At 56.5% G+C, this 13,693-nt stretch carries 5 protein-coding genes; all 5 read right to left on the minus strand.

What is annotated here, in order from left to right:
- Positions 1-249: 249 nt before the first annotated feature.
- Entirely contained in the window at positions 250-3,240 is a 2,991-nt protein-coding gene (locus BBOH_RS06150; protein WP_044098264.1) for a glycoside hydrolase family 3 protein, read from the minus strand.
- Positions 3,241-3,718: 478 nt separating this feature from the next.
- Positions 3,719-6,442 (minus strand): InlB B-repeat-containing protein, encoded by a 2,724-nt coding sequence (locus BBOH_RS06155; RefSeq protein WP_033522004.1) that lies wholly within the window; start codon positions 6,440-6,442, stop codon positions 3,719-3,721.
- A gap of 2 nt (positions 6,443-6,444) precedes the next feature.
- Positions 6,445-10,503: a hypothetical protein gene (locus BBOH_RS06160; protein ID WP_143242468.1), complete on the minus strand. Its 4,059-nt coding sequence runs from the start codon at positions 10,501-10,503 to the stop codon at positions 6,445-6,447.
- Positions 10,504-10,581: 78 nt separating this feature from the next.
- Complete coding sequence (locus BBOH_RS06165; RefSeq protein WP_044098242.1) at positions 10,582-11,604, minus strand: class C sortase; 1,023 nt, start codon at positions 11,602-11,604, stop codon at positions 10,582-10,584.
- Positions 11,605-11,759: 155 nt separating this feature from the next.
- Entirely contained in the window at positions 11,760-13,631 is a 1,872-nt protein-coding gene (locus tag BBOH_RS06170; protein WP_033522000.1) for an LPXTG cell wall anchor domain-containing protein, read from the minus strand.
- Positions 13,632-13,693: the final 62 nt, after the last annotated feature.

Here is a 13,693-nt window from a genome sequence, read left to right on the forward strand (position 1 = left end):
AGGGTTACGCGCCATATCCGCACGGCACCGCGCATATCCGCAACCTCAGCCTCTCAAGCTATATAGCCTCTCATTCACAATCCTTCCGACCGCGGCGGCCGCAGGAGCCGAAGCCCTGCACGACGCACCGCGTATTCGGAAGGAGCCGGCGGAACCGACCATCAGCAAAACGGCCAGCCCTCCAAGAAATCCAACGGCTGTCCGGCACTGGCGAATGCAGGGCCAGGCGGCCATTGGAACATTACCATCTCACTGCTTGTCGGAACCATCCGCGGTATTGGACTGTTCCGAACCGTCAGCCGACGCGGAACCGACGAGCGGATCGGCGGCATTTGCCGCAGCGAACGCGGCCGACATCTGGGCAGCCTCGCGGCGCCTGCGGAACCGCTTGATGGCGATGAATTCAAGAAGCACGAACAGCACTGCGACGATCGCCCAGAGCGCGTACATCGCGATTCTCCACACCGGGGTCTTGGCCTTGGGCTCGCCATGCTCATACTCCCAGCCGTTCACGACGGTGTAAAGCACGTTCTTCGAGGCACGCCGCATGGCGATGACCGATGTGGCCGACTTGTCGGTGATGTGGTTGGTGACCTTGGTGGTGGCCAGCATCGTGTCGCCGCCCCCACGGATGATCTGGTCGCCGTTCTGGAAGCCATAACCGGCGAAATAGTCGGTGAGCACCATGCCGTGGAAGCCCCACTCGTCGCGCAGCAGCGAGTTGAGCAACGCCGGGTTCGCACCGGCATAGGTGGGCCCGATGTAGTTGAAGGAGCTCATCGCGGCCTGCGCGCCGCCGGTCTTCGCGCTCATCTCGAAGGGCTTGAGGAACACCTCGCGCATCGCCTGCTCGTTCACCCACGTGCACAGCATGTTGGTGCGGTTGGTCTCCTGCTCGTTCATCGCGAAATGCTTGATGAAGGAATAGACGCCCTTGGAGCGGGCACCTTCGATCTGGCTCGCGGCAGTGGTGCCGGCCAACAGCGGATCCTCCGAGAAGTACTCGAAGTTGCGCCCGCCGAACACGTTGCGATGCACGTTCATAGCCGGTGCGTACCAGCCCGCGACGTGCATGTCGTGGCCCATCTGGCCGATCATCTCACCGAACTGCCTGGCGAGGTCCTTGTTGAAAGTGCAGGCGAAGGCGGTTGAGGCCGGGAAGCCGATCGAACCGATCTTGGTGAAGTTGTTGTTGAGAGAGGCCGGGCCGTCCGCATCGGTCATGCGCACCTTGCCTATGGAGTCGATCGCGGAGGTGCCGTAGCCGGCGTTCGCGATCAGGTCGTCCATGTCCTTGAACGTCAGCTGATCGAGCAGCTTGTCCCACTGCGGGTCGTCATAGGACTTGCCGCGCAACGACGCCAGACGTACGTGGTTCTTCGCGCCCGTCGTCGGCATCCTGTCGCTCGACTTGTCGTAATCGGTCGGCTTGTAGTTGCCGTTGTTGGTGAACTCGGACTTGACCTTATCGCTCATCGCGAAATCCGTCGGGGCCGCGGTGGCCTTCTCGAAGTTCGCGAAGTGGCCGGCGCGCGAAAGGTAGGTTACGTTGTCGCCTTCGGCGTTGTCGAAGTGGTTGGTCGCAGGGACCTTGTCGCCGTTATGGGTGTCGCCCTTGGAATTGTAGATTCGGGTGGCATCGATGACGACCGGCTTCGTGTCGATCACGGTGTGGGAATCGGACTGCAACGAAACGTCATACCGGCCACCCTCAAGCACATACGCCTTGTCGACCTTCTGGTCATAGGAGGCCATGTCGGAGTCCTTGAAGGAGATCTTCACGGTCTGCGAGGCGCCCGGCTCCAGGTTGCCGGTCTTGGCATAGGCGACCAGATTGGTGCTCGCCTTCTCGATGCCTCCTTCGGTATATGGCGGGTTGTAATAGGCCTCGACGACGTCCTTGCCTGCCTTGTCGCCAGTGTTCCTGACGGTGACGTCGAAGCTCACCTTGCCGCCGGAATGGGTGATCGCGCCCATCTTCTCGCTGAACTTGGTGTAGCTCAGCCCGTAGCCGAACGGGTAGCGGACCATCTCGTCGTAGTTGATCAGGCCTTCCTTTGCGGCGGTCTCGTAGAAGCGGTAACCGACGTAGATGCCCTCGGTGTAGTTGACGAACGTGGGCTTGACGGTGTCCTTGCCGCCGGTGAAATTGGGGACGACCTGCGTGAATTCGTCAACGTTGTTGTACTTGAAGTTACCGAAGTTGTTGTAGTTCACGGACTTCTTGAGGTTCTTCAGGAACGTGTCGGAGGTGCGGCCGGAGGGGTTGACCTTACCGGCGAGCACGCGTCCCAGCGAGGTGAAGCCGGTCTGTCCGGCGGGCGGGCACCACAACAGCGACTTGATCTGCGGGTACTGGTCGAGGAAGTCGAATTGGAACGTGTTCGCGCCGTTGTAGACGACCGTGACGTTCTTGAAGTTTTTGGCGACCAGGTCGAGCATGTTCTTTTCGGTCTGGCTGAGCTCGAGGATGGACTGTCCGGGTTTGAAGTCCTCGTAATCCTTGGAGTTGTCCTTATAGGTGATGCCCTTGGCCTTCATGTCGGTGGGCAGGTCCGCACCTTCGCCGCCGACGCGGCTGATGACCACGACGGCCTGATCGGAATAGGACTTCGCCTCGTCGATCAGGCTCGGGGAATACTTGTCAGCCGGCACTTCGGGCAGGGTCCAGTCCTGGGCGAACATGCCCACTTCCGGACGTTCCTTGCGGTAATCGGTGTACAGTTTGGAAAGCTTATCGTTCGGCTTGAGCCCGGCGTTCTTCATGCCCTGCAGCATGGAGACGGTCGGGTACTGCTTCGACATCGAGCCTGAGCCCGTGCCGCCGTAGACGGGGTTCGTGGAACCCCAGCCGAAGACGTTGACCTTCTTGTCCTTGAGCGGCAACGTGGAGTCGTCGTTCTTCAGCAGGGTGATGGCTTCGTTTTCGACGTCTTCGGCCAGCTTGTTGGCCTTGTCCACCGTGCCCTGCTGCAGCTCGTATTTCTCTGAGCTGGCGTTATTGAGCAGGGTCTGCATGGGGCCGGTGAGCATCATCGAGATGGCGGCCACAATGGCGACCATCGCCACCAGCCAAACCTCACTACGCACCAGTTTGCGTGTGCCGTCGGCCTTCACTGTCTTCTTGTTGACCGCGATGCTGACGATGATCGCCAAAACCAGCAAGACGCCGATGACCACCAGATAGGGCACCAGCGACTTGATGACATTGACGACGTCAGCCATGTTGATTTGCAGCATGTTTGAGTCCTCCTCTTCGTTTCCTCGTACACGAACCAAGCCCTCAACGGCCTTGCCGAAAGCCTGTTGCGCGAACATGCGGACCGCCCGGTGTCGCTCCCGGACAATTCGTCATTCCGCCCGTTGCATGTCCAATTTTATTCTCCACGTTCGTCTGTCGGGGTGAGAGCCGCTCCCCCCATCCTGTCGATTCCCCTGCACAACCTGTAGCCATCGGTCAGATTGACGGACGCTGAATCGCACTGGCTTGCCCCCCCCCCGGGCATCACCGTCCTGAAGCCGCGACGTCGTCGGAAAACTAGATGATGACGCATGCTGCGTCCGGCATGAAATCATCGGCGCCTGACACATGCGTCCACCATGACTTGAGGACCGTATCCATGACAGTGTGAACAAATTCATCCCCATCGATGGTATTAGCGTCATCAAAGGGGAGGAATCATGACTCGTGGTCAGGAAGGGCTTTTGCCACGCGCCCTTACTTGTATATCTCCGGCGACTTATGCTGGCCGTAGTCGGGCAGCTTCCTCCGCGAATACAGGAAGGCGAGCATCATCAACAGGAAGAGCAACAACCCGAACATGCAACCCAAAATCCCGCTTGGGCGTACAGGCTTGGAAACAACCGCATCCGTTTGGCATTTCAGATCCAGATTGTCCGCACGCTGCACTCTGCCGAAACGCTCGACATACAGATCAGAAGTCGGCTGAACGAACTTTGATTCACTCGTTTCGCAAAGTGGACTCCTCTTGGGCAAACGTGGTGCTCTTCTAGGCTGCACGACCGTGTCGCGGCGTGGTGCCGTGGCATTTCGGGCGTTCGCACCCGGCGCAGTTGCGATCAATGCCGCCGGGGCAGCGAAGGGCGCCAGCACCGCAGCGGCATTCCTGGCCATGTTTGCGTTGTTCGTCGAGGCAGAATTGCGGCTCCACCGAGCGTACAGCACCATGTCCGAGTTCACTGGCTGGTTGAAACCATAAAGCAGGCCACCGGATTCACGGGACGTGTACCATCCGTTGAAGCTGTAACCTTGGAGGGCTGGATCGGCGGGGCGCGCGACAGGGGTTCCGGCCTTGACGGACACCAGGAGAAGATCCGTACCATTCTCGGCATCGAAACGAACAATATATGATGTCACCGGTACAACCACATCCTTCCAATGGGCGTACAACGTGAGATCACCGGTTATCTTTTGCTTGAAATCGTACCGTTCACCAGAAGAGGGATCGGTGAACCATCCGAGGAACTCATGCCCACCGTACGTCGGCTTTGCGGGTTCTTCCACCGTCTGCCCCAAATAAACATCCTTGGTGGTGACGTCGTTAGACTGGCCGTTCTGTTGGTGGAAGAAGACTGTGCGGGCGTCATCGCTCTTCCAATGAGCGAAGAGCACGGTGTCGTCAACGATTGGTTTGGCCGGGTCAAAGTCGGTTGCGGTCTCGAACGAGCAACCACCGTTGGCGTCCACCACGCACGCCTTCCAGCCAAGGAACTCATTGGCCTTGCCGTTGGCCTGCAACCAATCAGGTCTGCCGGGCGCCTTTTCTCCCAAAACATGCCCGGACACGATATCGATCGGATCGGGGGACTGTTGGCCGTTCAAAGTGCCGCCGCGCAGATCCATGGTCACACGCGGAGAACGGACCGAGGGAGCCAATTCACCATCAAAGGAGAATTTCTCCAAGCCAGGCAGGCCTGGATTATCACCCTCAAAGTGGAGGCAAAGAAGGCCGCCACGCAATTCCCCGTCGATGATCTGTGGTTCCGGAACATCCGGGGAGAACTGAGGGTGACGCGGTTCCGCGAACTGACCCTTGCCGATATGCGGGTCAATCAGTTCAATCTGCCCATCCGTCACCTTGACGTTCTGACGATCAAGACGCGGCGCCGGCAAACCCTCGTGCGCGTCCAAGTAGTGGTAATACGCATCTCCGGTGAAGCGGACGGACGCTTTGTTCAGGTTCTTCAACTCGCTATCACGGACGATCACATTCGGGTTGGCGACCAGATCCTTCGTGAATCTGATATGCTGGTTGTCCGCTTTCAACTCCTTGAGCCGGGTCAAGGTCGTGAGCGAGGAGAGATCAGTGATCTTGTTCCAGCTCAGATCAAGCGTTTTCAGATTCACCAAAGAACTCAACGGCGACACATCGCTGATGTCGTTTTCTTCCATGTTCAGTTCCGACAGGCTCGTCATGCGCGAGATCGCGACGGGGATGGTCCCGTGAATCGCATTCGAGTCGGCGCTCATGCTGAGCGTGATGAGCTTATGCAGACCGGCCAGTGGTTCGAAACTCGCCTCGCTCAAGCCTTCGCAGTCGTCGAGTATCAGGGTCTGCAGATTGGGGAACATCTGCGGAAAGTCCTTGAATGGGTCCTCGATACGAGGAATCTTATCGGCGTCCGTGTTGGGGAAGTTCTGGACACCGCTGGCATCCTCACCGATTGCGGTGTGATCCAAGTTAAGATATGTCAGCCCGGTGAGTCCGGCAAGCTGCGAGGGATCCCAGAAGAGCGATTCCGTCATGTCAACCTGACGCAGCTCAGGCATGTTCTCCGATTTCCATGACGTGAGCCCTGCACGATTGATGTCACCGTTATTCGCGGACTGACCGACACCATCGAACGTGACGCTCGCGAGCTTGCGAAGATGGGACATTGGAGAATAGTCGGTGACCTGAGGGAATCCGGTACGGTTGCCGGACGTGAACGACTCAAGGTTTTCGAAAACTTCAATGCCTGTTATGTCCTTGACGAAACCTCCACCGCTGACTCCGAAGTCATCGCCATCCAGGTGCGTCACCGAATCGGCCCACTCCTTGGTCACAACCGCATTGTCGGAGTTGACCGCCGGATATTTGACTTGAAGATAATGACGGAAGACCGGATCCGGGAAGCATTGGGCGATTTTGCTGACACCCAAGGAGCACGCCCCCGACTTGGCCACGTCCGCGGACTGCCTATCGGAAGAGTCGGTTTGGTGTTTCGACTCGTCTGCCGGGGCGGCTTTGCCACCCGTTGGCTCCGACCCTGTGGCCTTAGAAGCCTGGCCATCGTTCTGCACAGCGCTCTGTGGTTGGCTTTGGCTGTCAATCCCTGCGGGATCCGCAATCGCCACACTAACCGAGGCCGGCAACAAAACGCCTGCAATCATAAGACCGGCCACAAGCCTCATCGCCGTCTTTCGTCCGAACATCTGCATCGTCACCGCCTCCTTTCATTGAACACATCATGAATCGATCGACTCCGTCGGCGCACATGACGTGGACCATTAGGCCGAACATGTGAGGCGCCGGTGCCGCACCGGGCAACATTCACCGTCTCTGTTCGCCGCCGCCTAGCATATCGATATGCGGCATCGGCCAACACCATCACCGCGACAGCCAGCACAATCCACATCAGGCGGGAACCCGTCAGCGGGATGGACGTGGAAGCGTTCGAAGACACACTGCCCTTGACCGTCTTGCCTTCGTTGTGAGATTCGTCGACGACGTCCACTCGGACCGTTGCGCCTTTAGGCAAGAGGGGGGAGTCGATCGACCAGGAACCGTCCTTGTTCACGGTGGCCGTCTTCGAAACGATTTTGTCGTTGTCCTTACGCGTCCACACGACGGTGACTGTTGAGGCGCTCATGTCCTTATGACTGTCGGCTGGATCAAGCTCTCCCGATATCCGGTTGGCACCCATCTTCATGTTGGTTATCACGGGCGGAGTCATGTCTATGGTCGAATCTTTGACGACGGGACTCGTGTCCATACCGTCTTGAGTATCAACCGCGATGAAACGGTAGACGTCACCTTCCCGCACATCATCCTTATTCAGGAATTTGTTGGGAGAAATGTCGATACTCCAATCCTGTTTACCGGTTCCATTGATCGAAACCGTGCCAACCTTATTACCGTCGTCGGCGATCACCTTATTGGGGTCCGAAGCCGAACCGTCCTGCTTGCGAACCGCGTACAGGGTTAGGTCCGATTTCGGGGAATCCTCCTGCACCATCGTCCCTTTCACCGTAACCTTAGAACCAGTCGACAACTCGCCATTCGGCTTTACTGTGTGCGGCACTTCAACGCCATCAATGGATACCCCTGAGGAGTTCAACATGTGGGGGTCGAATTTGAACTGGTTATAAGCGGTGTCGATTGTCCAACCCAAATCAAGAAGCTTGTCAACTTTCTCGGCAGACATGTCCTTGGTGATGCCTTCAGGTGCGTTCTGGCTGGTCAACGGATTGTAAACGTCCCCGACAGAACCCGTCGAACAGGAGGACATGTCATCATTCTTTGTCTTCGATATAGGCCAAGTGACCAACATGAAGTAACCAGACAATTCAGGCTGGTCATGGATTGCCCGACCAAAATTAATGGAACCGTCGCCGTTCTGTGCGGCGCCTGAACCGATCAACTGGCCTCCGGTGTTCATTAAGACGGTGCCGGGCGTCCACTGCATAGCACTAGGCGTTTGCTGCACTTTCTGTGCGGTTTTCGTTAAAGACGTAACAGGAACCCAATCTCCATTTTTCGATAGACCGATCCACTGGAAGTAAAGCTCATTCACCTTGTTGCAGACCTTGTCATAGCCACGGGCGTTATACGATTGATTGAACCAGGAAGTGAAGAATGAATTCTTCGGAGCTATGCCTTTACCAGCTACACTCGCACCCGTTATCGGGGATACAAGACCTTTATCAGTTATCAGTCCCCAATTGGACTGTCCGTTAGACCAGAGAAGCGGGGACTGATCCCAACCCGGCAAGGAGTACGGCCCTTGACAATCCGCAGATGTAGGAGCGCTATTTGTAGTGCAACCATTACCGCCAGTAACATAATTGAAAGCCTGGTAGGGCTTGCCATCCTTTTGCACAGCAATGTTGGTCCAATTCTGCTGAGAACCAACCTTCGCATACAGAGGCATCGGGTAAGGGTTACCCGCTATCGATTGCACTGCCTCACTATATGGGGCATAGTTATCATATTCTACAGATATCGTAAGAAAATCATATATGCCGCTATGCTGCACATCATATACCGTATAGTTATTATCTTGCTGTCTCGCCCAATTGCCCGCTGCTTTGGCATGGGCAGCATCTGTGTCGAGCGATGCATCTGAATCTCGCCACGTATTGATGTACCCGAGTTGAAATACTGACGAGGAGGTTGGGTCAAATTTGCCCCCCAGATAAAGGCCACATGTGCCAGCCGGATTACCACTCCAGGTAGACGCCAAATGGACGCAATCCGGATGGACATCCCCATGAGCTACACGAAGCACAAAATCTGCGCGGACCTCTTCGGCAGCGTACTTGTGTCTCTTGTTGTAACCCAACATTTTGACGAGCTTCGGCGTGTGCGCCTCAATGTCGTTCGCAGCGGCCAACCTAGGCTCCGGCGGACGGGCCGGGGTGACATCGGCCAACTTCTGATAGTCGTAGCCGTCGAAGACAGTGGCGACCGTGGTGCCCATGTTCATGAGGGACTGCGCTTGATCCGGGTGCTTCTGCGCCATCTCGGCAGTGACGCCCTGCTCGTTATTGGTCAGAGGGTTGTAGATGTCGCGTGGCCAAGTGGCGTTCGACTCACCGGTCGCGACGCAGTCCTTGGTCGTGCCGCCATTGGTCGTGATGGGCCAGGTGACAAGCTTGAAATACCCATCCAAGCTCTGATCCTTCTTGGCCGCATCGAAATTGATGGAACCATTGTGTTTCTGGTTCGGGCCATCACCCATAAGATAGTGCTGATCGCCTGCAGAAGCATTGTATGCTACGTTCGGCTTAGGAACTTGTATAGTCACCTTCCCTTGGTTGAACGACGTCAATGCATGCGAGGTGATGCTGGTCACCGGCACCCATGAGCCGTTTTTTAAACCGAACCACTCATAATAGAAAGCGTTTGTTTCGCCACAGCTTCTGGCACCGTTGAGCCAATAAGCATAAAACGCCTTTGCAGGAGCAAGCCCCTTGTCCACGGCGTTGTTCTCCCCGACTGGCGGCTTACCGTCAACAGTATCGAAGCCATTGGCCACGTCCAATCCCCAATTGGGCTGGCTGCCACGCCAAAGACCGAGATCTTGCCGGAGTCCTACACCATTTACAGGACCGCTAGGGCCGTCACTGTCATATGAATAAACCGGACTGTTTTGCGTGATATCGGTGATATAACCTTCATTACCGTGTCTGTCCTCACCCAACAGGTCATACAAGTCCTCACGCGCCATCACTGGCACTCCGGAGTCATCATTCTCCACATAATCGGGGCTTACCGTATAGTTGTCGTAATGATCAACCACGGCGTAAAGATGTCGCTTGATTTCGTTGCCTCCAAGTTTGAAATCCTCTTTGGGCTTGAGGAGGCTAGCAAGAACGCGTCCACCCCGAATCGAAACGGTCAGATAGTCAAAAGCCCCATCGTTGGAAACCCCACGTATCGTATAGAAATCAGGGAAGTTGGAATCAGGCTTCACCCACTTCTCGCTCACCCCGTTATCGGTGCCACTTTTCCCCAACGTGTTCACGTAGTACAAAGGACGGACAGTGGTAGCGTCGTTCCACCCATAATAAAGCTGTAAGCAATGCGCTGCCTTTTGCCTCGGGGCGGTCTGGAGGTAGGGGTGGGACTTCCCATAATCTAAATCTGCGACATAGCCGGAAGGCACGCAATCGGGGTCGACATCACCGTGCTTGACGCGAATCACCACATCCATACGCAGAGCGCCATCCCGGTAATCGAAACGATTATTATCCGCAAGAACGGCTTCCAGTTTCGGCTTGCGTGGATTGCCAATGTCGTCCTTGGTCGGATCCACGTCATCGTCATCGCTTTGCACGCCGATTTTGCCGTCGTCACCTGAATTCTTGCCTGTATCAGACGAATGGGAATCATCCTTGTTTTTCGCGCCCGTCTGAGCGCCTTGGCCTGCGCCCCCGTTCGAAGACGCGGACGAATGATTTCCCCCTGCAGGCGCATGAACTCCATCAACACCGCTGGCCGGGGTGCCGACAGTACCATAGGCGTGGTCAACGACCGAACCATCGGAGGATGAGCCGTTGATCCCGGCGCCCTTGTCGCCGGTGCCCCCAGGCACGGACGACGAATCACTCGCGCTGAGACTTTGAGTCACCGTGGGTGTGTCCCCGTTGCTCGTCGAAGATGCGTCCGCCCATGCCGCCAAGGACATGACGAGCGTAATCGACACAACAGCGGCACCAGCCATAAGCAAAGGATGCGAACCACTCGCCTTCCTTCTCTTTCTGTCTTCTTTCCTCATGTCCATATTCCCTCTACCCGCTAAGCTCTCTTATTATAATACATTTTGGTTATGCTGCGAGTCAAATCACGTATCGATTCAAGCCTTATGCCTTGCCTTCCTCGACCAACGTCCTCTGAATTTCCCGTTCGCATGAAGCGGCCAAGGCTGGATTCGGTGCACCGCACGCCTGACCTTCAACACCACGAAGCCGACCAGCAAGACGGCCACCATCGCAAGAAGCGACCACAAGGAACCATCACCCTGCTTTCTGACCCCCTCAGGCGGAACGGCGGTCCGCTCACCGGTTATGATCAGTCGGCTGGTATTGATGCCGTATGGGGTGCAGGTCATCAGCGTGACCAAGTCCCTGCCGTTCTGAACCGTGTAGAGATGCGTGTCGGTCGGATCAATCACATGTACTCCCACGACCCTATAAGCCATCTTCTGACGCATCACGTTGATGAAAAACAGGTCTCCCTTGTGCATCTGGTCCAACCGCGTGAACAACAGCGCGGAGGGAAGACCCCGGTGCCCCGAGAGCACCGCATTGGTGGATTTACCGCCTACGGGTAGGCTGGTCCCACGAAGATGACCCACTCCTTTGTCCAACACCTCGTTGGAAGTTCCGTGGTATATCGGAAGCTTTACCGATATTTTCGGAATCTCGATGCTGCCCATGATGCCGTCATGCACATCCAGTAGCTTGAGATAGATGCTGTTGCGCAACTCAGGATCAACTGCCTGGTCATCCAGATCCTGTTGGGTCGGGTTGGTCGCCGAACTGGACGAAAAGGGGTCATCGAACTCGCCAAGACTGGGCTGGCCCGACTGGGCAATAGCCACATTATATTGTTTCGCGGCCTGAATCTGCCCGGCGATCTCGGAATCGTTCCAGCCGTTGACGATGCTTTCGACGGTATCGACCGCCTCATTCTCGTGCCGTGCGTTATACGCCTGCATCACGGGAACAAACAACAGGGCGACCACCAAGGCGATCGCAATCATATCATGCATCCAATGTATCGCGTAACCATACCAGTCGCGCTTCTTCGCCTGTTGCTTTACATCAAAAAAACTTTCAAAAGGTTCGCCTTTGAACTCGGTCACGCTTACTCTCATACGCGCGCTCCCTCGCCGCTTTCAAAAGCACGGTCACCATGACACCATGGCCAGCCGCTTATACCAATTATGTATTTTCGCTGACATACAACTCCCCGTTCAGAACCGAACCATCACGGCTCCGAACGGGGACGTTGAATTCGCTACCCTACTACTCAGACACGGGTGCGGGAAGCGGCGGCCTCATGGCGACGCTTCATGACCACAGTGATACCGAGCAACGCGGCCAGAACCAAAGCCACGATGATGGCGAGGATGATGCCTGCGCCACCGGTGAGCGGCAGCTGCATGACCGACGGGACGTTGTTGACGACCACGTTGTAGTTGACGGCCTCAACGTCGGACGCCTTCGCGGCCAAATGCCAAGCATCCTGCTGCACCGCGATGTCGGCCTTGGCGCTGTCGTCAGCGTTAGGAGTCAACGTCACATCGAACTTAGGCAGCATGACCGCACGAAGGTGCGGGTTTTGAGGCGCACCGGTCTGCTGAATCTCATAGGTGCCTGCATCGATGTCCTGCAACTCCAGGATGCCCTTCTTGGCGGCGCTGTCGTTGATGGTCAGCGTCGGGGCGGAACCAGTCGAAGCGTCATCAGCCTGCTTGTAGACATTGTCGCCCAAGCTGACGAACTTTATCGGTGTCGACGACGTCACATCGGCGCCCGAAGCATCCTTCACGAGGGTGATGGTGAACGTCGAGCCCACAAGCTTAGTGCCGTTGGTGCGCAACACATTGCCGAGCTTGAAGCTGTAGGTCTTGGGCTTCACCGGTCCGTTAGGAGGCGTGACCGTGCTAGAGGGGCATTCCTGCCCGTTGTTGTTCTCTTTCGTGCATCCGGGCTGGGTGCTGTAATCCAAAGAAACCGAGTTCTGAATACCGCGCTGTTTGCCGGAGTTCTGCAGAGCATAGGTAATCTCGATATTGGCGCCATAAGGGAATACGTCCTTATGGTCAAGGAAGGCGTTGCCAAAGTCGAAGACGATGCTGCTCGTCTTGTCCAACGAAGAGCTTTGATTGGCAGTGAGAATCCCCCCGAGCAGATCAGATGCAATCTCCTTGCCGTCAACCCTGACCTTGTAGTAATGGGCAGCGTCGGAGCTGGCGGGAAGAGTGAAGCCATAGCTTGGGCTATCGGTGACCGTGAACTTGTAATTGTCCTTGGTGAAACCGGTCGTCAACGGAACCTTGGTGGTGACAGTGAAGTGCCCCCACTGGCCCGTGCTCAAGGACTTCTCAGCCATTGTCTTGTTGATCGAGACGACATCGTCCTTCATGTTGACCACACCGAGCTTCATGCCGCTCGCATCCGCGAACGAGTCGAGGTTCGCCGCACCGACAGCGGTGCCAACCACCATCGGGATGGCGATCTGAGAGCCCTTAAGGCTAGCGGGGTTGGTGACGTCCTTGACGATGTACAGGCCTTGAGCCAGACCGTCAAACTTAACCGAGGCCGCGCCTGTGCTCGAATCCGTAGCCATCGTCCCCGTCGCACCTTCGAACTTGCCGTTCAAAGTACCTTTGGTGTCACCGGCGAGTTCCTGAGCGAAGTTACGGAGCTTGCCTTCATACGTACCGGTGCTGGCGGTCTCGTCCTGGTTGGGGGTGAGACCTTCGCCGTCTTCGGTATGGAAGCCGAGCATCTTGGTCGCGACCGCACCAACCGGATTATCCTCATAACCGGCCGGAAGACTTGTGTCGCCGGTGGCATTGATATACGCGGTCTTCGTCTCGTTCTTCACGTTGTCCGGAGTACCAACCTGAATACCAGTGATCTTATTGTCTTTGTTTTTCTCGGCCTTTTCGTAAGTACCGATACGCAGAAGCTTGAAGCTGTGCCCGTTGAGGTAGCTGTCGCCCTTGGCATTAAGGGTGATCGAGGCCTTCGCGTCGGTGCCCATGTCCACATAACCGTCATTGGCGACATCATCTGCCATGGCCCCGGAGGCACCCAACGGAAGCAACGCAAGCAACGCGGCCGCGGAAACCGCGAGACCCACGCCCTTACGTATTGAAGTCCCTATTTGCATATAATTCAACTCTCCTTTTCATTACGCGGCGTGGCTCACGACCGAGCGTAACGCCAATCCTA

The organism is Bifidobacterium bohemicum DSM 22767, from assembly GCF_000741525.1.
In the GTDB taxonomy this organism is placed as follows: Bacteria; Actinomycetota; Actinomycetes; order Actinomycetales; family Bifidobacteriaceae; genus Bifidobacterium; species Bifidobacterium bohemicum.

Bases quoted from the DNA above. Each gene is read 5' to 3' on its own strand.
- BBOH_RS06165 (WP_044098242.1), bottom strand. From the start codon at position 11,604: ATGAGAGTAAGCGTGACCGAGTTCAAAGGCGAACCTTTTGAAAGTTTT.
- BBOH_RS06155 (WP_033522004.1), bottom strand. From the start codon at position 6,442: ATGCAGATGTTCGGACGAAAGACGGCGATGAGGCTTGTGGCCGGTCTT.
- BBOH_RS06160 (WP_143242468.1), bottom strand. From the start codon at position 10,503: ATGAGGAAAGAAGACAGAAAGAGAAGGAAGGCGAGTGGTTCGCATCCT.
- BBOH_RS06170 (WP_033522000.1), bottom strand. From the start codon at position 13,631: ATGCAAATAGGGACTTCAATACGTAAGGGCGTGGGTCTCGCGGTTTCC.
- BBOH_RS06150 (WP_044098264.1), bottom strand. From the start codon at position 3,240: ATGCTGCAAATCAACATGGCTGACGTCGTCAATGTCATCAAGTCGCTG.